This window comes from Allocellulophaga tsushimaensis (genome assembly GCF_055383085.1).
The window spans coordinates 3,916,236-3,941,230 of record NZ_AP039451.1; the positions used below are offsets into that span (position 1 = coordinate 3,916,236).

Annotated in this window: 24 protein-coding genes; 16 read left to right on the forward strand and 8 right to left on the reverse strand. The window is 31.7% G+C overall.

All coding sequences use genetic code 11. From position 1 onward, the window contains the following. Positions 1-708 (forward strand): 16S rRNA (uracil(1498)-N(3))-methyltransferase, encoded by a 708-nt coding sequence (locus ACZ451_RS16780; protein ID WP_464214507.1) that lies wholly within the window; start codon positions 1-3, stop codon positions 706-708. A gap of 65 nt (positions 709-773) precedes the next feature. Here ACZ451_RS16780 and ACZ451_RS16785 read toward each other — a convergent pair whose 3' ends face one another. Next, positions 774-1,544 carry a DUF1223 domain-containing protein gene (locus ACZ451_RS16785; protein WP_464214509.1) on the reverse strand — a complete coding sequence of 257 codons (771 nt, stop codon included), beginning with the start codon at positions 1,542-1,544 and terminating at the stop codon, positions 774-776. Between the two features lie 41 nt (positions 1,545-1,585). On the opposite strand from ACZ451_RS16785, the gene ACZ451_RS16790 reads away from it, so the two are divergent. From ACZ451_RS16790 to ACZ451_RS16805, 4 genes are all read left to right on the forward strand, one after another. After that, on the forward strand, positions 1,586-2,227 hold the full coding sequence (locus ACZ451_RS16790; RefSeq protein ID WP_464214511.1) for a DUF4159 domain-containing protein: 642 nt from the start codon (positions 1,586-1,588) through the stop codon (positions 2,225-2,227). A 4-nt stretch (positions 2,228-2,231) separates the two neighbouring features. Next, complete coding sequence (locus tag ACZ451_RS16795) at positions 2,232-3,332, forward strand: AI-2E family transporter (RefSeq protein WP_464214513.1); 1,101 nt, start codon at positions 2,232-2,234, stop codon at positions 3,330-3,332. A gap of 73 nt (positions 3,333-3,405) precedes the next feature. Next, positions 3,406-4,521 carry a class I SAM-dependent methyltransferase gene (locus ACZ451_RS16800; protein ID WP_464214515.1) on the forward strand — a complete coding sequence of 372 codons (1,116 nt, stop codon included), beginning with the start codon at positions 3,406-3,408 and terminating at the stop codon, positions 4,519-4,521. Positions 4,522-4,749: 228 nt separating this feature from the next. Continuing rightward, entirely contained in the window at positions 4,750-5,211 is a 462-nt protein-coding gene (locus tag ACZ451_RS16805; protein WP_464214517.1) for a thioredoxin family protein, read from the forward strand. A 71-nt stretch (positions 5,212-5,282) separates the two neighbouring features. Here the strand turns inward: ACZ451_RS16805 and ACZ451_RS16810 are convergent, their stop codons facing one another. Then, positions 5,283-6,383: an OmpA family protein gene (locus ACZ451_RS16810; protein WP_464214519.1), complete on the reverse strand. Its 1,101-nt coding sequence runs from the start codon at positions 6,381-6,383 to the stop codon at positions 5,283-5,285. Positions 6,384-6,584: 201 nt separating this feature from the next. On the opposite strand from ACZ451_RS16810, the gene ACZ451_RS16815 reads away from it, so the two are divergent. After that, entirely contained in the window at positions 6,585-6,899 is a 315-nt protein-coding gene (locus tag ACZ451_RS16815) for a YegP family protein (RefSeq protein WP_464214521.1), read from the forward strand. A gap of 145 nt (positions 6,900-7,044) precedes the next feature. Here the strand turns inward: ACZ451_RS16815 and ACZ451_RS16820 are convergent, their stop codons facing one another. Both ACZ451_RS16820 and ACZ451_RS16825 read right to left on the reverse strand, forming a co-directional pair. Next, positions 7,045-8,067 (reverse strand): threonine aldolase family protein, encoded by a 1,023-nt coding sequence (locus tag ACZ451_RS16820; RefSeq protein ID WP_464214523.1) that lies wholly within the window; start codon positions 8,065-8,067, stop codon positions 7,045-7,047. Positions 8,068-8,208: 141 nt separating this feature from the next. Beyond that, on the reverse strand, positions 8,209-10,650 hold the full coding sequence (locus ACZ451_RS16825; protein ID WP_464214525.1) for a zinc-dependent metalloprotease: 2,442 nt from the start codon (positions 10,648-10,650) through the stop codon (positions 8,209-8,211). 102 nt (positions 10,651-10,752) lie between these two features. Between ACZ451_RS16825 and prfB the strand changes: the two genes are divergently transcribed. The 10 genes from prfB to ACZ451_RS16875 all read left to right on the forward strand — a co-directional run bounded on the left by prfB (position 10,753) and on the right by ACZ451_RS16875 (position 21,523). Continuing rightward, positions 10,753-11,854, forward strand: a protein-coding gene (gene prfB, locus ACZ451_RS16830) for a peptide chain release factor 2 (protein WP_464214527.1) whose coding sequence is annotated in 2 segments (ribosomal slippage) — positions 10,753-10,818 and positions 10,820-11,854 — 1,101 coding nt in all. Because the reading frame shifts where the segments join, the coding sequence is not laid out codon by codon here. 30 nt (positions 11,855-11,884) lie between these two features. After that, the gene (locus ACZ451_RS16835) at positions 11,885-12,367 is read left to right on the forward strand and encodes a hypothetical protein (RefSeq protein WP_464214529.1); all 483 of its coding nucleotides are present in this window, start codon (positions 11,885-11,887) and stop codon (positions 12,365-12,367) included. A 47-nt stretch (positions 12,368-12,414) separates the two neighbouring features. Next, positions 12,415-12,759 carry an arsenate reductase (glutaredoxin) gene (gene arsC, locus ACZ451_RS16840; protein WP_464214531.1) on the forward strand — a complete coding sequence of 115 codons (345 nt, stop codon included), beginning with the start codon at positions 12,415-12,417 and terminating at the stop codon, positions 12,757-12,759. Between the two features lie 347 nt (positions 12,760-13,106). Next, complete coding sequence (locus ACZ451_RS16845; RefSeq protein ID WP_464214533.1) at positions 13,107-13,439, forward strand: hypothetical protein; 333 nt, start codon at positions 13,107-13,109, stop codon at positions 13,437-13,439. A gap of 1 nt (position 13,440) precedes the next feature. Then, on the forward strand, positions 13,441-14,451 hold the full coding sequence (locus ACZ451_RS16850) for a radical SAM protein (RefSeq protein ID WP_464214535.1): 1,011 nt from the start codon (positions 13,441-13,443) through the stop codon (positions 14,449-14,451). A 399-nt stretch (positions 14,452-14,850) separates the two neighbouring features. After that, positions 14,851-16,794 carry a vanadium-dependent haloperoxidase gene (locus tag ACZ451_RS16855; RefSeq protein WP_464214537.1) on the forward strand — a complete coding sequence of 648 codons (1,944 nt, stop codon included), beginning with the start codon at positions 14,851-14,853 and terminating at the stop codon, positions 16,792-16,794. Positions 16,795-16,978: 184 nt separating this feature from the next. Further along, positions 16,979-17,452 (forward strand): cupin domain-containing protein, encoded by a 474-nt coding sequence (locus tag ACZ451_RS16860; RefSeq protein WP_464214539.1) that lies wholly within the window; start codon positions 16,979-16,981, stop codon positions 17,450-17,452. A gap of 211 nt (positions 17,453-17,663) precedes the next feature. Next, a complete protein-coding gene (locus tag ACZ451_RS16865) occupies positions 17,664-18,137 on the forward strand; it encodes a hypothetical protein (RefSeq protein ID WP_464214541.1) in 474 nt (157 codons plus the stop codon). 1 nt (position 18,138) lies between these two features. After that, positions 18,139-20,652, forward strand: a complete 2,514-nt coding sequence (locus ACZ451_RS16870; protein WP_464214543.1) for a TonB-dependent receptor — start codon at positions 18,139-18,141, stop codon at positions 20,650-20,652. A gap of 61 nt (positions 20,653-20,713) precedes the next feature. Beyond that, on the forward strand, positions 20,714-21,523 hold the full coding sequence (locus ACZ451_RS16875) for an NIPSNAP family protein (RefSeq protein ID WP_464214545.1): 810 nt from the start codon (positions 20,714-20,716) through the stop codon (positions 21,521-21,523). Positions 21,524-21,543: 20 nt separating this feature from the next. On the opposite strand, the gene ACZ451_RS16880 is transcribed toward ACZ451_RS16875, so the two are convergent. From ACZ451_RS16880 to ACZ451_RS16895, 4 genes are all read right to left on the reverse strand, one after another. Further along, positions 21,544-22,458, reverse strand: a complete 915-nt coding sequence (locus ACZ451_RS16880) for an alpha/beta hydrolase (RefSeq protein ID WP_464214547.1) — start codon at positions 22,456-22,458, stop codon at positions 21,544-21,546. Positions 22,459-22,520: 62 nt separating this feature from the next. After that, the gene (locus ACZ451_RS16885) at positions 22,521-23,198 is read right to left on the reverse strand and encodes a M15 family metallopeptidase (RefSeq protein WP_464214549.1); all 678 of its coding nucleotides are present in this window, start codon (positions 23,196-23,198) and stop codon (positions 22,521-22,523) included. A gap of 102 nt (positions 23,199-23,300) precedes the next feature. Continuing rightward, positions 23,301-24,017 carry a carboxylesterase family protein gene (locus ACZ451_RS16890; protein WP_464214551.1) on the reverse strand — a complete coding sequence of 239 codons (717 nt, stop codon included), beginning with the start codon at positions 24,015-24,017 and terminating at the stop codon, positions 23,301-23,303. A 67-nt stretch (positions 24,018-24,084) separates the two neighbouring features. Beyond that, positions 24,085-24,993, reverse strand: coding sequence for a GyrI-like domain-containing protein (locus tag ACZ451_RS16895; RefSeq protein ID WP_464214553.1), 909 nt, complete (start codon positions 24,991-24,993; stop codon positions 24,085-24,087). Positions 24,994-24,995: the final 2 nt, after the last annotated feature.

Here is a 24,995-nt window from a genome sequence, read left to right on the forward strand (position 1 = left end):
ATGCAACTTTTTTACAGTGCTGATCTAAACCATAATACAGAAAAGTACACTTTTCCGGCGGATGAGAGTAGGCATATTGTAAAAGTGCTTCGTAAAAAAGTAGGTGATATTTTATATGTTACCAATGGAAAAGGCCTTGTTTTAGAAACAAAAATTCTAATTCCGGACACTCGTAAGTGTACTGTAGAAGTTCTTAACATAAAAGAACATACACAACAAAAACCGCTTTTACATCTGGCCGTAGCGCCAACTAAAATGAACGACAGGTATGAGTGGTTTTTAGAAAAAGCTACTGAAATTGGTGTTTCAGAGATTACACCAATTATTTGCGATCATTCCGAAAGAAAAATTGTAAAGCTAGATCGGTTATACAAAGTAATACAGTCTGCCATGAAACAATCATTACAATACCACCTTCCTATATTAAATGCACCACTTTCTTTTAAAGAATTGTTAGATAAAAATAATCCTGAGGAGCAATTATTTATTGCGCATTGTGAAGATGAAGAAAAGAAAGATTTAAAGAAGCAGCTAAGCCCAGGTAAAAACGCTACTATACTTATTGGCCCTGAAGGAGATTTTAGTAGTTCTGAAATTGATATGGCTTTAAATAAAGGCTATGAACCCATATCTTTAGGGACAAACAGGTTACGAACCGAAACAGCAGCCATATTTGCCTGTGCCACCATGAGAATGGTAAATAATTAAATTATAAAATCGTCCAAAAATGACACAATCGCTATATTTACTTTTCTAAAAAATATTGAAATATTCTATTTATTAATACTGCTTTTTGCCGCACCCGTAATATCAAAATCTTCATTTTCAGTAATAAGGACTATAGAAATGGCATCATTATCTTCAATGATTTCTGGAATTTGAATAAAACCATTCCCCGATTCTTTGGGTCTCATATACTTTTCTGCAACTACAATATTTGTATTTGTTAAGGTTTTATTTCTATTTTCACCAAGTTTTACTCGAGTTACTCTTTTATCAATAACCAAAACAGCACGTAATTCTTTACCAACTAAGTTACCTGATACTTCATAATCAAAACCAACACTATTAGCATTGAGTTGTATATTAGAAATTTTAACATTATTAGGTAGCTCTTCTTTTTTAAACAAATTGATATTTGCACGCATTTTAGAGGCGCTAGAACCTACAAAATGAGTTTTACCATTTACTATAAGTTGTGGTGTGTAGTTACTTCTATTTTTAAATTTATAATTGTAAGCTGTCTGCTTTTTTGTAAACTCAGCTTTACTAAAAGGATCTTCCCAACCAATATAATTCCAATAATCTACGTGATACGAAAGCGCATATACTGCATCTCCATATTGCGCATTCACTTTTTCTAATAAAGCATCAGCAGAAGGGCAGCTAGAACAGCCTTGAGAGGTATACAACTCTAAAACAACTACAGCATCAGAAGCATGGGGAGTTTCTTTGTCATTTTCTCCATTTAGATTAGAAATTGAAAATGAAGTTATCATAATAGTAATTAAAACTAATCCAAAAATCCCTGCTTTATTCTTCATAATATTTTAAATTTGAATCTATTGTTTAAAGTCGATGCTTCATGAAAAAACTTACTGTTATACTTATTTTTATGTCTTTTGCAATTACACCTGCTCAGGAAATTGCTATTTTAAAATACAATGGAGGTGGTGATTGGTATGCCAACCCAACTGCTATACCAAATCTGATACGATTTTGTAATGCTAATATTGGCACAACTATAAAAGCTAAACCAGAAACAGTTGAAGCAAATAGCCTTACTATTTTTCAATATCCTTTTTTGCATATGACAGGGCATGGAAATGTTTTCTTTACAAACGAAGATGCAGAAAATCTAAAGTCATATTTATTATCTGGTGGTTTTTTACATATTGATGATAATTATGGCATGGAACCATATTTAAAAAAAGAATTAAAAAAAGTATTTCCAGATAAGGAATTGATTGAATTAGGGGCCGATCATCCAATTTTTAAACAGACGTATACCTTTCCCCAAGGGCTACCAAAAATACATGAACATGATGGAAAACGACCACAAGCATTTGGTATATATCACAACAACAGACTTATCTTACTTTTTACTTTTGAAAGTGATTTAGGCGATGGTTGGGAAGATGTTTCTGTGCATAATGACTCCGAAGAAATACGATTAAAGGCACTACAGATGGGAGCGAATATAATCCAATATGTTTTTAAAAATTAAACCAATGACATCAAAAACATTATCTAATGGTATATTAAGAGCAGTAGGAATACTTACTGGAATTCTACTAGTACTTTATTTTTTGTATAAAATACAATCTGTTTTAGCCTATTTATGCATTGCTGCAGTTATTGCCTTAATAGGGAGGCCTATTGTTATATTTCTAAGACGAAAACTAAAATTTCCTAATACAGCAGCAGTTATTGTAACCATGCTAATTATGGTTAGTGTTTTAGCAGGACTCATTGCACTTTTTATTCCTGTACTTACAGAACAAGGTAAAAATTTATCATTGTTAAACATAGATCAATTACAAGCAAATGTAAATACCCTTTACAGCCAAATAACCGAGTATTTTGGAGCTACTCCTGAAACCGTTACCCATTTATTGGCGGACAGTGATATTGAAAAAAACATTTTGGAAGGCATTGATGTTGGTTTTATACCGGATTTTTTTAATTCTATAATTGGAGTTTTAAGTAGTGCAAGTATTGGTTTGTTTTCAGTACTTTTTATTTCTTTCTTCTTTTTAAAAGATAGTACTCTTTTCCAAAACGGATTATTAACCTTTATTCCAGAGCGAAAAGAAAGTGGAATGGTAAACTCTATCACAAAAATAAATGGACTGCTTTCTCGATATTTTGCAGGACTGCTTTTACAAATATTTATTCTCTTCATTATCTACAGTATTGTGCTCTTTATTGTGGGTATAGAAAACGCTATCGTAATTGCTTTTTTATGTGCATTATTTAATGTTATTCCGTACATCGGTCCAATTATAGGAGGAGTGCTTATGTTAGGGCTTACAATGACCAGTAATTTAGGTGCGGATTTTAGTACAGTTATACTCCCAAAAGCGGGTTATGTTTTTATAGGTTTGGTAATTGGTCAACTCGTAGATAATTTCTTCTCACAACCTTTTATTTTTTCCAATAGTGTAAAATCACACCCCTTAGAAATTTTCTTAATTATTATTATAGCTGGCCTATTATTTGGAGTCACAGGAATGATTGTTGCCGTGCCTGGTTATACAGCAATAAAAGTAATCTTAAAAGAGTTTTTATCAGAAAATAAGATTGTAAAATCAATGACTGAAAATTTATAGTTTTACTTTGAATAAATACATACTACATACTGGTATACAATTATTTATAAATAAAAATTGGAATGCTGACATCATGTCAGTTTTACTTAAAAAACCAATTTTTAAAGAAGTTTCACAAAAAGAGTTAGTTGAGCAGCTAGAAGCTAAAAAAAAATGCAAAACAAAGCTTCCGACTTGGTTTAAAACACCCAATATTTATTATCCAAACAAGTTACATATAGAACAAACTTCTTCAGAAATTACGGCTCAATATAAAGCAAATAATATTACAGGAAATTCCGTTTTAGATCTCACTGGTGGTCTTGGTGTAGATAGTTATTTTATGAGTCAAAAAATGAGTCAAATATACCATTGCGAAATCAATGAAAAATTATCCGAAATTGCAGCGCATAATTTTAATCAATTAGGTGTAAATAACTGTACATTTATTCCTGAAAACGGATTGGATTTTTTACATAGAACTGAACTATTTTTTGATTGGATTTTTTGCGATCCTTCGCGCAGAAATGATCGTAAAGAAAAAGTATTTTTACTATCAGATTGTTTGCCCAATATTCCAAAACATTTAAATTTTATATTGAACAAAACCAAACATTTTTTACTAAAAACTTCCCCACTCTTAGACCTTTCGATTGGAATAAAAGAACTAAAATTTGTAAAAGAGATTCATGTAGTTGCCATAAATAATGACGTAAAAGAATTGTTATGGTTTTTAGAAAAAGATGTGAAAGATAAAATTGTAGTTAAAACTATTCATATCAAAAATGAAATAGCAGAAAAATTTGAATTTATATTATCAAATGAGAAAAGTGCGGTTACAAGTTATAGTCTGCCCTTAGATTACTTGTATGAACCCAATAGTGCAATTCTTAAATCAGGAGCTTTTAAAAGCCTAGGAGCACACTTTAAAGTAGCAAAACTACATGAACATACTCATTTATACACCTCTCCTAATTTAGTAGATTTTCCAGGGAGAGCCTTTAAAATTGAGGCTATATATCCTTATAATAAAAAAGTTATCCAAAAATTAAAAATAGTAAAAGCTAATATCAGCACACGTAACTTCCCAGATTCAGTTGCTGTCATCAGAAAAAAATTAAAAATAAAAGACGGTGGTAATTTATTCTTGTTTTTTACAACTGCTATAGATAATCGGTTAATTGTTTTAGTATGCTCAAAACTCGTTTAAATGGCTACTATTGAGCATATTAGTATACTTTATAAAATTTTATAAGCACCTGTAAACCAATTAAAATAAAATATACCATCAAACAATTCTAATAGCAAAAATGCGTTTAATTATAGTATAAACATTATTTAGTATACTTCTGGATTTTTACCAGGCATTACTATTTTAAATTTGTAGTATCTTATAAACGGCATCATTTTTGTTAATTTAATAGCCAAATAAAAAATTATGAAAAAAATTATCATTTTAATATTATTCCCTATTTTATTAAGTGCTCAGGGAGATTTGATAACCGAAACTTCTTATAATTGGTTAACCAACTATAATGAAGCTACTAAAAAAGCGCAAAAAGAAAACAAGAATATATTACTATTCTTCACAGGTAGCGATTGGTGCCCACCTTGTATCGCTTTAAAGAAAGATTTTTTAGAAACTGAAGCGTTTAAAGAATATGCAGAGAGCTACATTTTACTCTACATCGATTTACCTAGAAATAAAGATCTACTTACAGCTGAAGAATATCGTCTGAATAAAGAATTAGCTTCTAGATACAATAAAAAATCAGCTATTCCTGCGGTTAATATTTTAAACAAAGAAGGAATTAAGTTAGATGAAATGTCTGGTTATAGTATGAATGGGCAACTTAAATACCATAAAGAATTTTTAGATAAATATATAAAAGCAAACTAAAAACAATTTTTTTTAATATAAAAACCCCAATAATATAAATATTATTGGGGTTTTTTTGTGTCAATAGAAATTTAGTTATTTATTAACCTAAACTCAGTTCTTCTATTTACAGCATGCTCTCTTTCTGTACAAGAAACACCTTCTCTACATCTATTTTTAGTTTTAGTTTCTCCATAGCCATTAGCAACTAAAAGGCTAGGGTTAATCCCTTTAGTTATTAAATAATCTGCAACTGCTTTAGCTCTTCTTTCAGATAAGCTTTGATTTGCTGCCGCTCCACCTCTTACATCTGTATGCGAAGCTAATTCTACTTTTACTCCAGGGTTTTTAGCTAAAACTGGTAATAAACGCGTATCTATAAGCGTTTTTGCTGCCGAAGTTAAAGTAGCACTTCCTGTATTCCAACTAATTGGTAATGCTTGGTATTCTACTAAAGAACACTCTACTTCTTTCCAACTTGTAAGGCCTCCTTTTTCTTTTAATACTTCTCTAGTTACAGATTTTGTTTTTGCAGGCATATTTACTTCTGTAGTATACGCATCTTTATCTAAAACAGTTTTAGTAATTTCTTTGTATTCTGCAGGAATAATCTTTTCTACAACTCTTGCTGGTTCTAAAAGCACTCGTCTAGTATATGTTCCATTTCTAGATCCTAAAGGAGTAGTTCTTACAGAAGCATCACTATCTAAAAGGGTAGTAGATACTGTTTGATATTCTGCAGGGTAACCTTTATAACACCAATACCTACAGTCATCTGGGTTACCAGAAGAACAATCAGGTGCAGCAGCACCTAACTCCCATTGCGCATAAGCGGGTTTAATTTCTACTGTTTCTGAACCAGATTTAAATGTTGCTGGAACTACTGCTAACGAGTTTCCACCTTCTTTAGAAGTATAGGTTACTGTTTCTGTTCCCCACTTTTCAGGAATAATAGTCAACTTTTTACTAGCGGCTTTCACCTCTACTCTTTCTGTAATTGTTTTAAAGGTGGCTGGTACCGTTTTTAAGACTTTGTAAGCTGGTTTTACAGTAAAAGACACGGTTTCATTTACGTAAACATCTGGTGTAGTACAACGTACATAACATTTTCCTGGTTCGGGGTTAGCGGGTAAATCTTGGGCAATTGTAAAAGATGCAGATAAGACTGCAGCAAAAAATAAAACTTTTTTCATTGTGTTTAGTGTTTATAAAATTTATAGTTAGTCAAATGTAACTTGAAGAAAAAAAAAGAAAGAAAAATAGCATTTGATTTTAGCATTATCGATGAATTATATTAAAACACCGATGAATTACATAAAAAGTTAAAGAATATATAAAAAGTGTATTTTATGCTTTAAAGTTTTTTTTCTAACTTTAAAGAAAGTTGATTTTGTATGATACAATTAGAAACAAAGACTAACGATGGCTATTCTTTTCTCATTAAGAGTAAAAAAGGGCACACGTTATTGAATAGTATTTCTTTTAAAAGTAAAATTGATTTTGAAGCCACCCTAGCTATTTTACATACCCTGCTTAAAAAAACGAATGTCTTTGAACGCAAAACCAATCATAATGGCGATTTTCTTTTTAGTTTAAAAAACCTTAATGGTGGTATTATTGCACATTCTCAATATTATGCTTCTGAAGCGGGTATGGAAAATGGAATTAAATATTTAAGAAATCATATTGATAAACTCTATCATAAATGATTTTAAGAGTTTTACTAATCCAGATCATTGTATCTATTGTTTGTTATATTTATAAAAACTTAAATCCGTCGTCCGATTATAAAAAAATGTGGAAAATGTGACGTTTGCAGTGGGGCTGGAAAGATTTAAAATAAAATTGTTCTTCCTATAGCTTCTTTAAAATAGTTAAAAAAGCTTCATGTTGCACATTTGTATAATCTAAATGTGTTACTATTCTAAGTTTCCCCTGACCCATACCAATAATATGGATATTATTATCTTTTAATTGCTTTACAAAAACGTCAGCACTTCTATTAGTCTCATCAATTTCAAATATGACGATATTCGTTTCTATAGGTTCTACTTTCTTTATATAATCTAGGCGATTAAGTACCTCCCCTATTTCTTTTGCTTTTTTATGATCTTCTGCTAGTCTTTCTACATGATGATCCAAAGCATAAATTGCAGCTGCAGCCAAAAACCCTGCCTGACGCATTCCACCTCCTAATACTTTACGTACTCGCAATGCTTTATGTATAGTTGCAGCATCACCTACTAAAATAGATCCTACAGGGCAACCTAAACCTTTACTTAAGCAAACACTAATTGTATCAAATAATTTACCATATTGCAAAGGAGTTTCCTGCTTTGCTACCATAGCATTCCATAAGCGAGCACCGTCTAGATGATATACCAAATTATTCTCATCACAGATAGTACGGATTTTTTTAAGTTCTTCAAAATTCCAACAAGCTCCTCCTCCTTTATTAGTTGTATTTTCTATACAAACTAAACTAGTCAATGGACTATGATAAAAATCTGGCGGATTAATCGCTGCTGCTACTTGTTCCGCTGTCATCATCCCCCTATGTCCGTCAACTAATTTACAAGAAACACCACTATTAAAACTAACGCCACCGCCTTCATAATTATATACATGTGCATATTTATCACATATTAACTGCTCTCCAGGCTGCGTGTGCAATTTTATAGAGGCCTGATTTGCCATGGTACCACTCGGAAAATACAATGCAGCTTCCATACCAAATAACTTTGCTACTTTTTCTTCTAAAGCATTAATACTTGGATCTTCTTTAAAAACGTCATCGCCAACTTCTGCATGCATCATAGCATTTAGCATTTCTGGAGTTGGTTTGGTAACTGTATCACTTATTAAGTTAATTTTCATTTCAATCAATTTATTTTTTATAATCTTAATATCCCCATAATCGAATTTACATGTTTCTGGGAGCTTTTTTAATTTTTATTACTTTTTAAAAAACATAATAACTAAAAGTCAAAGGCAGTTTATAGGACATTTATTAAGCTCTTAAAATTTTAAATTCATGTCTAAACACTCCATCCCAATGGGTGATCCATCTGGAATTTTAGGTGTTGGTAAAATTTTAAACGCAGATGGGTTCTTTAAAAAAGCAGCTATTCTACGGTTTCTTTCTTTCTGAATCATTAGACCATAACTATTCCCATATAGTGCTAATGCTGCTTTATCTAATGGTGCTTTCAACTCATTTAGTTTTGCATGAACAATAGCATTCACCTGTGGATGCACATTTTTATGTGCTGCTAAATTCATTAAATGCTCCAATACTCTAAAGTTAATATTAGCTTGAGTTTCTCTTAGATACGCATCTTTATGAACTTTGTTAAAGGTCTCTTTTACAATTTCATCAATTAAAGCAGCTAAACCCAATTGTTTGGAATCTAATGCTTTCTGCTGAATTAGTCTAGACGCTCTTTCTGGATGCAAAAGATAAGTTAGCGTCATATCTGCAGCAGTTTCAGCAGCAGAAAGCGCATCAAAAGAAACACCCGTTTTTCCTTTTATAGATTCTCTCGTTTTACTAAAACCAATAGCTCTGGGAGGAAATAGCTTTAATTTTTCTTTAGGGATTGCTATCTCACGAGCATCCAAGGTTTTTAAAATAGTATTCAATGCCTTTTCTTGCGTTTTTCTATCAATAATCTTTACTGTTTCTTGCCCATCGCCTTTTACCGTGTAATTATAATCTAAACCTCCTATTACTTTAGCAACAGCTTCTGTTTGATATCTGTGGAAAAAATACAATGGGGCAAAAACATCTTCTAAGGTAGAATTTGCTTCTCTCGTTTTAATATTATCTATTGAAAAGTTAGCAATTCCTTGTTTCCGTATTTGTAATACACTTTCTAGTTCCTGCGTAGCACTTTTACCATTATCCCACAAATGTGCTAAGGCATGTGCTCCTCCTGCTGGTCTGGCATCTTGGTCAGAAATATATCGGAGTCCCTGTTTTCTAGCGGTATCTAAAATCGTATTTAAACCTTCTTTTTCAGCATTCTCATTTGTAAATTCACTATACGAATAAGCTACAGTAACTTTATCCCAAGCTCCTACTCCCTCGGCATAGGCATTAGAAAAATTTATTTTGCCATTTTTTATAGCAAATTGTGGATGCGGATAATCCATTACTGATGCCCTACCATTGGTGCTAGCAGCAAAATTATGAGCAAAACCAATAGTATGCCCTATTTCATGTGCAGAGAGCTGTCTAATTCTAGCCAGCGCTAATGCCAACATTGGTTTATAGTTATCGTCCCGTTCTGCAAAGGGCTTATCCATGAGTGCTTGCGCAATTAAAAAGTCTTGACGAATTCGTAGACTTCCCAAGCTAACATGTCCTTTTATAATTTCTCCTGTTCGCGAATCTGTAATACTATTGCCATAACTCCAGCCACGCGTAGAACGGTGTACCCATTGTATTACATTATACCGTACATCTAATGGATCTACATCATCTGGTAATATTTTTAACTGAAAAGCATCTTTATAACCAATAGCTTCAAAAGCTTGGTTCCACCATTTACCGCCTTCTAATAAAGCAGAGCGTACTGGCTCTGGTGTTCCATTATCTAAATAATAAATAATAGGTTCTACAGCCTCGCTCATAGCTGCATTGGGATTCTTTTTTTTAAGACGATGTCTTGTAATATATTGTTTAAGGATAGGTTCCTGTACTGGTGTTGCATAATCATAATATGAAAAAGGATAAGAACCACATCTAGGGTCAAACACTCTTTTTTTGTAGGCATTATCTGGAAGTTTAATAAAAGAATGGTGTTGCGCAACAGTTACCAAGCTAGCATTTGGTGTAACAGACCTTAACAAATCTCCTTTAGGTTCTCCTTTAAATGTTAAAACAACATCAAACTCCGTATTTTCTGGAAAAGCCTTGGTTCTTTCTAAATTAAATGCACTTTTTGAAAGATCTACAGCATAAGAACCTTGATTCGCATTTTTTAATCTTTGCGAAACTCCATGTGCATCTTGCATTAAAAAACTACTCACTTCAATAATATATCTCCCTTTTTTTTCTTCTAGTATTGGAAAACCATAAAGAATAGATTTTGCAAATGCTTGTTCAACCGATTTCTTTTCTAAGGTATTTTCTGTAAGCGCTCTAAATTTTAAATTAGGTTGTACCAGCAATAACTTATTTCCTGCTTTTTTAAAATAAACAACTTGCTCATTCCCTATTTGCCCTCTATCTAAGCCAATATCATTACTTCCTATACCATTACTTAAGCTATAGACATATAAAAATTCTTTTTCTAAAGCAGCTACTTCCAAAAAAACTTTATCCGTTTTTGCATCATAGTAAAAATCAAAATAACCCTTATATTTCGTATAGTTTTTACTTTGTTCTGTAAATTGTGCAAAAAGAGAAGTTGAACTAAAAAGGAACGAAAAAATAAGAAAAAAGCCTTGTTTCATGATGATTTTTTTGATCCGCTAAATTTAGATAAAATAAAACATTTCGCATCATATAAATAAAGTAAAAAAGAGTGCTATTTTTACTAAAAATTTAAAATAAACATGACAATTACCACAGACCAATACAAAGGTCTTTTAGATCGCCTTGGTGCGTTAAGGAGGTATCTTTGACGTTGATGCCAAACTTATTGAAATAGAGAACGAACAAGAGAAAACTTTAGCGCCAGATTTTTGGGATGATGCTCAAAAAGCGCAGCTTCAAATGAAATTTATTCAATCTAAAAAAAAATGGGTTGATGATTATAAAGTTGTAGAAACTCTAGTGAATGATTTAGAAGTTCTTATTGAATTCCAAAAAGAAGGAGATGTTAGTGATGAAGAGGTAGAAAAACATTACGAAAAAACAGTTGATACTCTTGAAAATTTAGAATTTAAGAACATGCTTTCAGAGGAAGGCGATGAGCTGTCTGCTGTATTACAAATCACCGCAGGAGCTGGTGGTACTGAAAGTTGTGATTGGGCTGCTATGCTAATGCGCATGTATATGATGTGGTGCGAAAAAAACGGCTACAAAGTAAAAGAGCTCAATTACCAAGAAGGTGATGTTGCAGGTATAAAAACAGTTACGTTACAAATAGATGGCGAATTTTCGTTTGGATGGCTTAAAGGAGAGAATGGAGTACACCGTTTGGTACGTATTTCTCCTTTTGATAGCAATGCTAAAAGACATACTTCTTTTGCTTCCGTTTACGTATATCCATTAGTTGATGATAGTATTGAAATAGAAGTAAACCCAGCTGATATTGAAATTACAACGGCTAGATCTAGTGGTGCTGGTGGGCAAAACGTAAATAAAGTAGAAACTAAAGTTCAACTGGTTCACAAACCTTCTGGAATACAAATTCAATGTTCAGACTCTCGTTCTCAACATGATAACAGGGCCACTGCCATGAAAATGCTTAAATCGCAATTATATGAAATAGAATTGCGTAAAAAAATGGAAGCGCGACAAGAAATTGAATCGTCTAAAATGAAAATTGAATGGGGTTCACAGATTCGCAATTATGTGATGCATCCATACAAGCTAGTAAAAGATGTACGTACGGCACAAGAAACTGGTAATGTAGATGCTGTAATGGACGGTGACATTAATAAATTTTTAAAAGCATATTTAATGATGATGGGGCAGAAAGAGGAGGAATAAGGAATTTGTTATTGGTAAAAAATAGTAATTATGAAAATTAATTGGAAAAAAAAGGTTTTCGCTTCAAAATACGAATTGTTTGCTGTAAACCAAAAAATTGGGGAATTGAATAAAAAGTCGTTTAGTTCAACTTCTATAGGGAATTTAAATAATAGCAAATTAAAGTTTCAAAAAAGAGGTTTTTTTAACTCAGAAACTGAGATTACTGACTTAATCCAAAAGAAGGTTGTAGGGAAAATAAAATTCAATACATGGGGAAACAAAGCAGAAATAAATATTGAGAGCAAAAAAATTGATTGGAAATCTGATAGCTTTTGGGGTAAAAAATGGAGTGTTTTAGAAAACGGACAGCCTATAATTAAATATAGGGGTTCAGCTTCTAAAGGAGAAATTGAATCTTCAATCAGTAATGATCATTTAATATTAACGGGACTTTTTGTATTTAATTATTATGTGGAAATGATGATGATTATAATAGCTAGTACCACCTCTGTAATAGTTGCAACAAGCTAAAAATGAATACGCAATACTTTTTACTAACCACTCAATACTAAAAAATAATGATTAAAATATATCACAATCCAAGGTGTCGCAAATCTAGAGAAGGGTTACAAATTTTAGAAAATTCTGGTAAGGACTTTAAAATTATAAAGTACTTAGAAGATATCCCTACAAAAGAAGAATTAAAAAAGGTTTTAAACTATTTAGATCTTAAACCAGAAAACTTAGTTCGAAAAAATGAAGCGGTTTGGAAAGAAAATTATCGTGGAAAATTACTTTCTGATGAAGAGATCATTGATGCAATGTTAAAAGATCCAAAACTGATAGAAAGACCCATAGTTATTAATGGGAATAAAGCAGTAATCGGTAGACCAGCAGATGAAATTGTAAAAATTATATCATAGTGTGCTCCTTACCTAAATAGATAAAAGTTACTATTTTGTTAATCTTATTATTAGCTGTTAGACATTATGTTTTGTATTCAGAATTCATTAATTCTAGTGCTTAGATCGGAGAAATAAATACTTCTAGAACAGAATATTGAACTCTAAAAAACATTTAATTTACTGAAAATCATTACTTTAAATGCTTTAATAACTTAGCCTATATTTCTTTTTATTACTAATACAATTTCAAATACAGCCTATACATAAATAACTACAAGTTGTACAATTAAGTAATCTACTACTATAAGATTAAACCTACCTTTAGAAAACACTATTTCAATTTTAACTATTAAAATTTAACAATTATGGATTCTAAAGATGTAAAATTATTTCAAAAACATTTGGTGGAAAGACTATCTAACCCTGAGCTAGATCAGACACTACTAAAAAATTCAACCGAATTTATTGCACAGTCAGTTGGGAAGGGAATTAAATGGGATGATGTATTTCCTGTAGGCATAAAAAACCCTGACAGTATATGTGTTAGAGGCAAACTTGCAATTAATAATATTGGGCGCATTAAAAATATTTTAAAGAGTAGAGACCTTAGCAAAATTGAGGTTTTCCCAAGAGGTATACGAGCTCCCGAATTTCTTGAGGTACTAGCCACATTTTCCAATAATAGATATAGAAGATAAAATGAGTGCTTCATCAAACTTCTCAATTGTACATATTCATCCTACATTAAATTGTAATTTAAGATGTTTGCATTGTTATTCTAGCTCTGGGCCTAATCAAAAGATAGGCTTAGAGTTAGATAAGATATTGCCATATCTTAAATATCTAAGGGAAAAACATAACTTTAATGTTGTTTCAATTTCTGGCGGTGAACCCTTCTTATATAAAAATTTAAAAGAATTACTTTGTTATACAAAAGAGTTAGGGTATAACAATCAGGTTGTGAGCAATGGCATGCTTTTAAAGTCTAAAAGAAATAGAGAAACGTTAAACTATATCGATTCTATTGCAATTAGTGTAGATGGAAATAAAGAACTACACAATGAAATTAGGGCATCAGAGTTTGCATATGATAAAATGTTGGAAGGAGTTCAAGTATTAAAAGATAGTAATATTCCTTATGGATTTATACATACCGTAACAAAAAAATCTTGGCAGCAAATACCAGATTTAATCGAATTAGTAGAAAATAATGGTGGTAATTTATTACAATTACATCCGATAGAAAATGCAGGTAGGTCAATTAATGAACTTCATAATGAGTTTTTATTGAGTAATGATGATTTACAACGTATCTTTATACTTTGTGCTGTTGTACAAGAAACTACTCCAGTAAAAATTCAACTAGACTTGTTACATAAGTCATATATAGAAACACGACCAGAAATCATATATGGAAAAATAGATAACATAAACACTACTAGAGATCTATTTAAAGAAATAATTATAACCGAAAAAGGAGATGTACTCCCTATTTCGTATGGTTTTTCAAAAGATTATTTAATCCATAATATTAATAGGAACATAGGATTAGAAAAATCAATAGAAAATTTCATGATGCATAAAGGTGATCAATTAAAAGCGCTATTACATAACACTTATAAAAATATCCTTGAAGATGAAGAGAAAACCCTATTTAATTGGGGAGAGTTAATTGTTAATGAAAGTAATCAGACATTACATACAATGTAATAATACCTATAAAAGTTATTTACAAAAAATACCTATAAAGCGAGAAACCTTATCGTATTTAAATTGCTAGTTTCCTATAAAATTTAGCATTATAAAACAGGAGTTTATGTATCATAAAAGTACGTATTCAAAATATACATTTATTCTATTTTAATATAAGATATTAAAAATACAATTCACACATAAAATACTACAAATCATACAGTTATGTAATATTTAAATATAAGATTACACTTATATTTACTGTATTATTAATTGTTTCCCCTAAGCGAATTTTTAAAAAAAGGTATTGCTTTTTAAACGGCTTAATACGCAACATATTTTGAGGATATTTTCTTAAAAATAAAACGCTTTCAAATTCATGTTAACTCAATATTTAATTTCTAAATAAATAATACCATGACAAACAATTTAAGAAAAAAAGAGGCTTTTAATAAACGTAATGAAGCTAATCTTTTAGCAAACGAAAGACCAATTGTAAAACATCTAAGTAATGGTGATGAGCAAAGGTTTAGAAAAAAAATAAACGATAAAGATAAACCTATTTATGCGGTTAGCTTTACGAAAGGACTCCCACACGACAAAAAAACGGGTTTATTAAAAGACCCACAACATTTTCAATATTTTGTAAGAGGTATTGATAGTGGAGATCCAAGAGACTTTAGGGATACGCCTTTAGGACCAGAAGAACATTGTGGGTCTACAGAGAACTGTTCGCCTCCAAAAATGTGGTTTTCTAAAATAGCAAAAACAGGAAAATTAGATACAGAACCTGTAAATAATAAGAATAATGTTGGTCTAAGAGCTTGGGAAAGCCAAAGTGCAGGATTAATTTTTGAATTAGAAGGTTTTGATGCTCAAGCTGTAACAATGCCACCCGCTCCAACCTTAGGAAGTCCTGAACTAACCGCAGAAATGGCAGAAGTGTATGCACAAGCACTACTTAGAGATGTTCCATTAAATGCGTTAAGTGCTGGGATTCTTGATGATCAATACTTAGAAGATAAAAGCCAGTCTATACCACAAAATGGTGTTGTAAACCAACCACGATTAGGAGATTTAAAAGCGAATAAAAATGATGTAAAAGAAGCGCTAAAAATTACTGAAGAATTAAAACAGTTAGATTGGTTTTCTGATGTAGACTTAAGTTTATCAAAACAAGAAGAAATAAGAAGGCTAAATAGACTTCATCCAACACCATCAAACGCCTTTAGAGGGATTACCAGAGGTGATGATATAGGACCGTATCTTTCTCAATTTTTATTGATTGGGAATACTGGCATTAATTCTAGAGATAATGAAAGAGGAGTTGAAGAAGGAAAAATAACTTTTGGAGCCATTTCTGTGGACCAGAAAGTGCGCAACGCTGCTCCAAGAGATTATATGACAAAATGGGAAGAATGGTTAGATGTTCAGAATGCGGCAAATGTTTCTGGATTAGAAGAGTATGTGCAAGGGGCTACAGGAAGAAGGTTTATTTACACGCCAAGAGATTTAGCAACATATGTACACTATGATGCACTTTATGAAGCTTATTTTAATGCATGTTTAATTCTTTTAGGAAAAGGTGTTGCTTTTGACCCAGGAATCCCTTATCAACAAGATGATTCTAGAGACCATCAGCAAGGATTTGCACATTTTGGAGGACCACATATTTTAACCTTAGTTACTGAAGTAGCCACCAGAGCTCTAAAAGCAGTACGATTTCAAAAATATAATGTACACCGCAGATGTAGACCAGAAGTACTAGCTGCAAGATTAACTATGGCAGATAATTTAGCAGATGTGACAGAAGAATTTAAAACAATGCGTGACGATATAGGTACTGCCAATGGTTCAATTCTTAGTTTAATTGACAATCAAAATGGAGATTTATTTGAATCTGGACATACACCTGACAAAAATTATCTTTTACCAATGGCATTTACAGAGGGGGCACCAATGCACCCTGCTTATGGTGCAGGGCATGCTACTGTTGCTGGTGCTTGTGTTACTGTTTTAAAAGCATTTTTTGATTGTAATAGCAAGTTTAAAGCAGATGGAGTAAACGCCAATAAAGCATATGTATCTACACATAATGGTGAAAAATTAGAATTAACGCCTGTATTAGATCAATTTGGAAAAAGTGCTGAATTAACAGTTGAAGGGGAATTAAACAAATTAGCTTCTAATATATCTATAGGTAGAGATTGGGCAGGCGTACATTATTTTACAGATTATTACGAATCTATATTAATGGGCGAAAAAATAGCTATTGGAATACTGGAAGAACAAAAATTATTATTTAAAGAAACGTTTTCAATGACGCTTCCTCTGTTTGGAGGTGGTAGTATTCGTATTTAAAAAAGTAACTTAAAAATAGTTTAAAGCGGTTTAGAAAATTAATATCTAAACCGTTTTTATTTCTTTCCTTTTAGCCAAAATTTGAAATAAACAGCTGTAGATCAATTATTTTTAATGACAATCAACTTTAACAGTTCATTACAATTCATTTAAATTGTGTTATTTTTAATTAAAACTTTTATAAATGAAAAAACGATTTTTAATTCTAGTCATACTCCTACCCTTATCTATTTATGCACAAGACTCCAAGTATCATATAAGTTCATATTTAGATAAAGGTATTAAAGCACCCAATACACATCATATTGGTGATGCTTGGTTAAACTTTTTATCAAAAGCAGATGAGAATTTTGTTCATAATATTACACAAGCAACATTTAGTCCCAATTCTACATTAGATTGGCACAAACATAAAACAGATCAGGTTATAATTGTTATTGAGGGTAAAGGCTATTATCAAGAAAGGGGAAAAGAACCAATAATCATAAAAAAAGGAGATGTTTTAAGGTGTGAAAAAAATAGGGAACACTGGCATACCTCTTCTAGAGATCATTCAATTACCTATATTGCTATTTATGGAAGTGAACCAACCATATGGACAGAAAAGTTAACGCAAGAATATTACAATAGTGTGGCCAAAAAACTTAAAAGCAAATAAGTCCAATAGGCACCTGCAAAAAGAAGATGTTTCAAGCATAAATGGATATAGAAATTACTGTGTAATGGTTTTATTTCTGCTACCCAAAAAGTTTTTGTCATACTCTATTTAAAGCATATTTTATATCTTGCATCTTTAATAATTAGAATATATATTAATACTCTAATTAAACCTTATTATAATTTGATAGTCATATAAAAACAGATATAAGATGAAATTAAATTTAAAACATATTATGATCTTATTCGCCTTTGTAGTTTTTACTACAGAAGCAGCTGCACAATACGGGTACGGGTATGGAAATGGAAGAGGTTTTGGAAGAAATAGAAATACGATTCCTCAGGCGACTACCCCAGAAAAAGAACCCGAAAAATTAAATGCCAAACAAATTGTAGACCTACAGATGCCAAATATTGTAAAGGCAGTAGATCTTAATCCTTTTGAAAGTGCCATTGTTAGAGCTTCACTTACAAAATTTGTTCAAAAAAGTATTGAACTACAAATTTTAGCCTTAAGCCCTGAACAAAATAGAGAGGCATATGAAAAAATGAAAAAAGTTCATGATGAGGAGTTAAAGTCTGGTTTACCTGCAGATAAGTATGATGCGATGGTAGAGTTGCAAAAAAATCAGTACAAGGTAAAAAAGAAGAAGAAAAAGAAGAAAAAAAAGAAAAGCAAAGAATAATATGAAGAAACTATTGCTGATTGTTATTTTATTAATTACAATTCAATGCATTGCGCAAAGACCACAAGGAAAGAGGTCGCAACCCATAAAAATAACAGGAACAGTAATAGATAAAGATACAGGAGAGCCTTTAGAATATGCAACTCTTGTTTTGCAAAGTGTACGTAACCCAGATAGGGTTACTGGGGGTATTACAGATAAAGAGGGGAAATTTTCTGTTGAAACCTATCCAGGTAAATACAATGTTCGTATAGAATACATTTCATACAAAACCTATCAATTAAAAGAACAATTATACAGATCTTCCACAGCGCTAGGGACCATTAAATTAGCACTAGATGTAGCACAGTTAGAAGGTGTAGAAGTTGTAGCAGAACGTACAACTGTTGAACTGCGTTTAGACAAAAAAATATACAATGTTGGGCAAGATCTTACTGTTAAAGGGGGTTCTGTAACTGATGTATTAGACAACGTACCCTCTGTAGATGTTGATGTAGAAGGTAATATTAGCTTACGTGGTAATGAAAGTGTTCGTATTCTTATTAACGGAAAGCCCTCTGCCCTATCTGGTCTTAGTCCAGATGCGCTGCAACAACTCCCAGCCAATGCTATAGAAAAAGTAGAAGTCATTACCAACCCTTCTGCACGGTATGATGCTGAAGGTACTGCAGGTATTTTAAATATTATTTTAAAACAGAATAAAACAAAAGGATTAAACGGTTCTATAAATGTTTTTACTGGTATTCCAGAAACCTATGGCGGAGCGTTAAGTCTAAATTTAAGGCGAGAGAAGTTTAATATTTTTACAAATACGTCTTACCGATTTAGGAATGGTCCCGGAAATGCGCTTTTTGAACAAGAGAATTTTGATGCTAATGGAAATACGCTAAGTTTCCAGGATGAGAAAAGAGATATTCAGCGACAAAATAGCGGTTTCAATACTAATATTGGTTTAGAACTATTTTTAAGCAAAAATAGTAGCATCACGAACTCTTTTGTTTTTAGAAAACGGAATGGCACTAATACCGTAGCTATAGATTTTGATAATTTTGATGCAAATCAAAACCCAACCATACAAAGGCAGCGGTTTACTTCTGAAGATGATATGGATCAAAATGTGCAATACTCCCTAAATTACAAGAAAAAGTTTGACGATAAAGGGCATGAATTAACTTTTGATTACCAATTTTCTAAAGGAACTGAATTAGAAAACTCTTTGATAGATGAAATTGTTCTAAACAACACCAATTCATTACCAACCGAAAGAACTATAAATGATGAAAGTCAGACCAATCAGCTTTTACAAATGGATTATGTTTTACCATTTGGGAAAGACAATAAATCTCAATTTGAATTTGGTTATAGAGGTACTTTCAATAATTTTAATACCGATTTTGATTTTGGAACACAGCAATTAAGTGGGGATTTTTCTAGCAATCCAAATTTTAGTAACGAACTGAGCTATATAGAAAATGTTAATGCTATTTATACGCAATTGGGCAGTAAGTACAATAAGTTTAGTATTTTAGGAGGCTTGAGAGTAGAAACTACTGATATTGATATTAAACTTATCGATACAAACGATCTGAGTAATAAAAATTATGTAAGTTGGTTTCCTTCTATATTCTTAGGTTATGAACTTTCAGACAAAGAACAATTCAATATAAGTTATAGTAGGCGTTTACGCAGACCTCGTTCGCGCTTTATAAATCCTTTTCCTTCCCGTTCTAGTAATACAAACCTGTTTCAAGGAAATCCAGATTTAGACCCTACCTTTACAGATGCTTATGATATTGGTTATTTAAAACGTTGGGCTAAAGTATCGTTTACTACTTCAGCATATGTAAACAGATCTACAGGTGTTTTTCAGTTTATAACTCAAGAAACAGGAGATTTTGTAATACTAGCAAATCCAGACGATCCTAATAATGATGTAATTGTTCCAGTACAGGCGAGAACTCCAATAAATTTAGCAACAGACCTGCGCTACGGAACAGAGTTTACAACCACTTATACGCCAATAAGAAAATGGCGACTTACCTGGAATCTTAATGTATTTCAACAACAATTGAGAGGAAATCATAGTTTTATAAATTTTCAAGGTACCGAAATAACACAAAATTTTGATGCTGATAATTTTACCTGGTTTACGCGTTTTAGTGCCAAATTACCACTACCTGCCAAAATAGATTTTCAGGCTAATTTATTTTATAGAGGTGCTTCTAGAAATGCACAAGCTAGAAACAAAGGGATTTTAAGTACTAATTTGGCATTTAGCAAAGACCTTATTAAGGATAAAGCTACACTATCTTTAAATGTAAGAGACCTTTTTAATTCACGTATCCGCAGGCGTGAAACAAGAACAGATAATGTTTTTACCATTAGTGAGTTTCAATGGCGCGTACGTCAAATAAATATGTCATTCCTATACCGTTTTAATCAACAACAAAATAGAAAACCTCAACGTGGGCAGAGAACTAATGGTGGTGGAGATGATTTAGAGTTTGAAGGCTAATTTGTAATTTTATTCCATAAAAATTCAGGTTTCCTATATCTTTGTTTTCAATAGAAAAACTATGGAAATTAAAAGAACATATTTAGTTGTAATTCTTATCGCTACATTTATAAGCTGTACAAATGCAACTAAAACTCAAAATGAAGAAGTTTTACATAAATCAAATCGTCAGTACTATCAATTAAAAATATATGCTTTTGAGACTAAAGCACAGGAAATTGCTACAGATCAGTATTTAAAAGAGGCGTATTTACCAGCACTTAAAAGAGAAGGTGTAAAGCAGATAGGAGTTTTTAAATCTAGACCTAATGAAAAGGATAGCATTCAAAAGACCTATGTACTTGCTCCGTTTACCCATTTAGAACAGTTTTATGCTATTACAGAAAAATTACAAAAAGATTCTGTCTATTTAAATACAGGAAAAACATATTTAAATGCTGCATATCATACTCCTCCGTACAAACGAATCAGTTCTATTTTATTAAAAGCATTTGCAGATCAGCCTCAATTAGAAGTGCCTGCTTTAAAAAATTTAAGAAAAGAACGTATTTATGAATTACGGAGTTATGAATCTGCAACAGAAGAATTACATAGAAATAAGGTAGATATGTTTAATGAAGGTGGAGAAATAACACTTTTTAAATCGCTTGGTTTTCAAAGTGTGTTTTATGGAGAAGTACTTTCTGGACCGCAAATGCCTAACTTAATGTATTTAACTACCTATAAAGACAAAACAACTAGAGATGCTTATTGGAAAAAGTTTGTTGCTGCCCCAGAATGGAAAAAAATGGCTGCATTAGACAAATACCAACATAATGTTTCGCATATTGATATTGATTTTTTATATCCAACAACCTATTCGGATTATTAAATAACAGCTGTATTTTCTTATTACAAATCTTTAAGCCAATCGCCCAATCTAGCGGTCCAATCCTTAACGGTATTATGGTTTAAACCTAAACCAAAACCATGTCCTCCATCCTTATAAATATGCATCGTTACAGGTATTTGGTGTACTACTAAGGCTTCATAAAATTTGATGCTATTGGCTACTCGCACAACAGTATCGTTTGTAGCATGTATCAATAAAGTTGGCGGTGTATTTGCAGTTACTTGTAATTCATTAGAGAAACGTTTTACCATTTCTGGAGTTGCTTTTTTACCCAATAAGTTATTTTTAGATCCTTTGTGAGTTAGCTCTTCTTTCATTGAAATTACAGGGTATAGTAATGCCATAAAATTTGGTCTTGCGCTTAATTCATCTATAACATCTTGTTTTTCATATACTTTTTCATCAAAATGAGTTCCTAAAGTAGAAGCTAAATGTCCGCCAGCAGAAAAACCTATAATTCCAATTTTATCAGCATTAATATTCCATTGCTCCGCATTACTTCTCACCAAACGCATAGCACGTTGTGCATCTTGTAAAGGCACATTATACTGCTCTGTAAGAGACTTTGAATTGGGCAAACGATATTTTACAACAATACCGGCAATACCCTTTGCATTTAAATATTTAGCAATATCTATTCCCTCCCAATCATACGCTAAATTACCATAACCACCTCCTGGAAATATCAGCATTGCTTGCCCATTTGCATTTGCCTTAGCGGGTAAATAAACTTCTATAGTTGGGTTTTGTACATTACTAATTCCGTAAATTGCTTTCCTTGTTTGTTTTTCTTTTTCTTTAGATTTCAGTTGATTTGGAATCTTTTTGTTCCATAAAGGTAAAATAGTGTCTTGCGCAGCTACTGATAATACTGTAAAAATCACAGAACAAAGTAGTATTATTTTTCTCCTCATATTGTTATCTCTTATTTCATTTAAATATAATACAGATACTAAGTAATACATCTTATTTAGGCTTAATTAGGGCAATCCCATTTAAAATTTGCGACTTTATCATTACTAGCTGCCCCTAAATTATAATGCCACCATTCTGTTCTAATTGACCAAAACCCATAAGCCTCCATAGTTTCTTTTAGGAGTTTTCTATTCCTTAACACTTCATCTGGTAAATTGGTATTATCATGATAGGCGCGTTTCCCAAAAAAATCAAAATCTGTGCCCATATCCAAAGGTTCATTTTCTAAGGTAACTAAGGTAATATCTACCGCTCCTCCTTTATTATGAATAGAACCCTTTTTAGGATTAGCCACGTACTGAGGGTTTGGAACAATTTCCCACATTTTATATTGTACAGAATTAGGCCTGTAGCAATCGTAAAATTTAATTTTATAGCCATTTTTTAATAAACTTTTATTGGCTTTAATCAATGCTTTTGCAGTTTTTACCCTTGTATAACATTCTGCACAGTCATATACTTTTTCTTTTAAAAAATTATTGGTTGTTGCATATCGCAAATCATACTCAAAATCTTTACTATAGTCTGCCAGCCTAACAAAAGTAGTATCTGATAAACCTGCAAAACTTTTTAACTGTGGTACTATAGTTTTGGTTACCATACTAGTATCAACTTGTACCGAATCTAATACATTTTCCTTTGTGATAGCTTCTTTTTTAGTAGCTTCTTTACATCCCATCAAAAAAAAGAGAAACAGTAAATAAAATAGAGAATAGGTGTTTTTTCTCTTACATATCATCTTTATCATATGATTAAATTTCTATGATCAACGGTTTACAAGTTACTTCTTTTTTTGATTTTGCATCCAAGTGAATAATGCTGGGGTTCTATAGGCCTTATCCCAGGCATTATGCCCAGTATTTTTATAACGTGTAAACTGTATCTTGTAATGAAGGCTTTTTAACCGTGCTACAATTTCCTCGGATTCTGAAATAGGGATAACTGGATCATCTTCTCCATGAAAAACCCATATGGGCATTTCTTTATTAATCCAATGTGCATAGGGCGTTGGAGCCATACCACATACAATGGCTAGTGCTGCAAAGGTATCTGGGTATTGTACTGCCATTTCCCAGGCTGCACCTCCCCCTCTACTTAAACCTGACAAATAAATTCTTTTAGTATCTATTCTGTTATTTTGCACAACAGTGTCTAATAATTGTTTTACTGCTTTAGTATCCCACCATTTTTTTTCTTTATCGTGTTGCGGTGCTAAAACTAAAAAAGGGAATTCTGTACCATCCATTAATATTTTTGGCGGAATGGCTTCGCCTTTTGCATTTGCACTGGTTTCTCCACCACCATGCAAAAAAAGGAGCAAACCATACTCTTTACTCATATTATCTTCATAACCAGATGGGTAATACAAATAGTATTTTATCTCTTCGTTTACTACAATACGAAATTCTTCTTTAACTAATTTAGATTGCGCATTACAACTGGAACAGCAAATTAAAATAAGACCAATAGAAAAGAGTCTCTTCAGTTTATATTTCATCAAAAAATCTACTTTTAGACTATCAGCTGTAAAAGATACAAAAACAGATTTATTCTACTAAACTGTATTATTCAATTCCCATATAAATTGCTGCTTTCCAAGTACTATCTTTTCCGCCAGTATGGGGATTATCATAAAACACTTCGGTAATGGTTTGTATAGATTTTAACTGGTTTTCTTTGGCATATTGATATAATGCGTACCAAGCATTATCAGTAAAACTATAGTTACCATAAAAAGTTGCCTTTAATGATTTTTTTGCGGTAACTTTTTTATATTTTATTTCTTCATGAAAAGGAAAATTACTTTGCTGCTCAATAGGAAAGCAAAAGTTAAAATTTATTTTTCTTGTATTGATATTCCAATCTGTAATTTCTACAAATGGGTTGGTTTTTAATTTGATTTTATGATCAATTAAAAAAGTATTGATATAAGTACTATTATGAATCATATTATTTGCCTTCTCCCCTTGGTCGCAAGATATAGCTACATAAGCAACATAGGTTTCTGGAGTATTCTCTTCTCCATCTATTTTAATCTTAAATTGTTTTATTTGCTTAGTTAAAACTTTATTGAATCCTGAAAATTCCTGATTTAAAAAACCTTCTATTTTGGAAGTACCTATTAGCTTTTTAATTCTTGTACTTATTGAGTGGTTTAAATCATTTATTCCAATAGCAACTTTTGTTATGGAATCATTTATTTTATATATATCCCAATCGAACTCTAATTGGTGTGATTCAAAATTATAGGTATGAACTAGACGCTGAAAAGGCTCTTTTTCGCGAATTGAAGTTCTTGCTTTATCTATATTTAAATTTTTATTCCAATCTAATGCGTTCTGATAAACGGTACCTGGTGTCGTTTTTACATTAATAACAACTTCAAAATCATTTGCTTTTATAAAAAGATACCATATGGAAACTAAAGAAAATAAAACGAGAAAAAATAAAACGATTTTTTTAATAATTTTCATTT